A 1,076-nucleotide genomic window follows, 5' to 3' on the forward strand; every position below is an offset into this window, starting at 1 on the left:
TGGCCGTTGGCCAACGTCACGACGACAGGCGAACCGGYGACGGCGGCACCGACGGTGGCGGTGTAGGTGACAGTGCCGCCTTCAGCCGCGGTTTCGGTGGCGGTCAGTTTCACCGTCGAGGTGTCGATGGTGTCGGTGACGCTGGTCACCGCCGGAACCGTGCTTGGCACCAGGTTTTCGAAGCTGCCACCGGTGGCGTTGCTGATCGTGGCCTGAACGGTGCCGGCGTCTTTATAGACGTCGTCGGACGGGGCCGCAACGGTCGCGGTGCCGGTGGTTTTACCGGCCTCGATGGTGATGACTGCACCGTTCGACAAGGTCACGGTGACCGGCGAGCCGGCCGCATTGGTCAGGGTCGCGGTGTAGACGATCGAACCGCCTTCGGCGACCGAGCTTGTGGCGCTCAGGCTGAGGTTGGTGGTGTCGACGGTGTCGGTCACGGTGGTCGAAACCGGCGTCTTGTCGGCGACCAGGTTCTCGTAGTTGCCGCCGCTGACGTTGGTGATCGAGTTGGTCAGCGGCGCATGGCCAGCCAGCACGTCGTTCGGCGCGGGGGTGGTCACGCTGCCGGTGGTGTGGCCGACGTCGATGGTGATGCTCTGGCCGTTGGCCAACGTCACGACGACAGGCGAACCGGCGACGGCGGCACCGACGGTGGCGGTGTAGGTGACAGTGCCGCCTTCAGCCGCGGTTTCGGTGGCGGTCAGTTTCACGGTGGTGGTGTCGATGGTGTCGGTGACGCTGGTCACCGCCGGAACCGTGCTTGGCACCAGGTTTTCGAAGCTGCCACCGGTGGCGTTGCTGATCGTGGCCTGAACGGTGCCGGCGTCTTTGTACACGTCGTCGGACGGGGCCGCAACGCTTACGGTGCCGGTGGTCTTACCGGCCTCGATGGTGATCACCGCACCGTTCGACAGGGTCACGGTCACCGGCGAACCGGCGGCGTTGGACAGGGTCGCGGTGTAGACGATCGAGCCGCCCTCGGCGACCGAGTTTGTAGCACTCAGGCTGAGGTTGGTCGTGTCGACGGTGTCGGTGACAGTGGTCGAAACCGGCGTCTTGTCGGCCACCAGATT

At 65.9% G+C, this 1,076-nt stretch carries 1 protein-coding gene; it reads right to left on the reverse strand.

Features of this window, described 5'->3' with window-relative positions; all coding sequences use genetic code 11:
• Positions 1-1,076 (reverse strand): immunoglobulin-like domain-containing protein (locus AC1D1M_RS31375; protein WP_477778684.1); only part of this gene is annotated, 1,076 nt, incomplete at both ends.

The sequence above is a fragment of the Pseudomonas sp. P1_F7 genome, assembly GCF_056405655.1.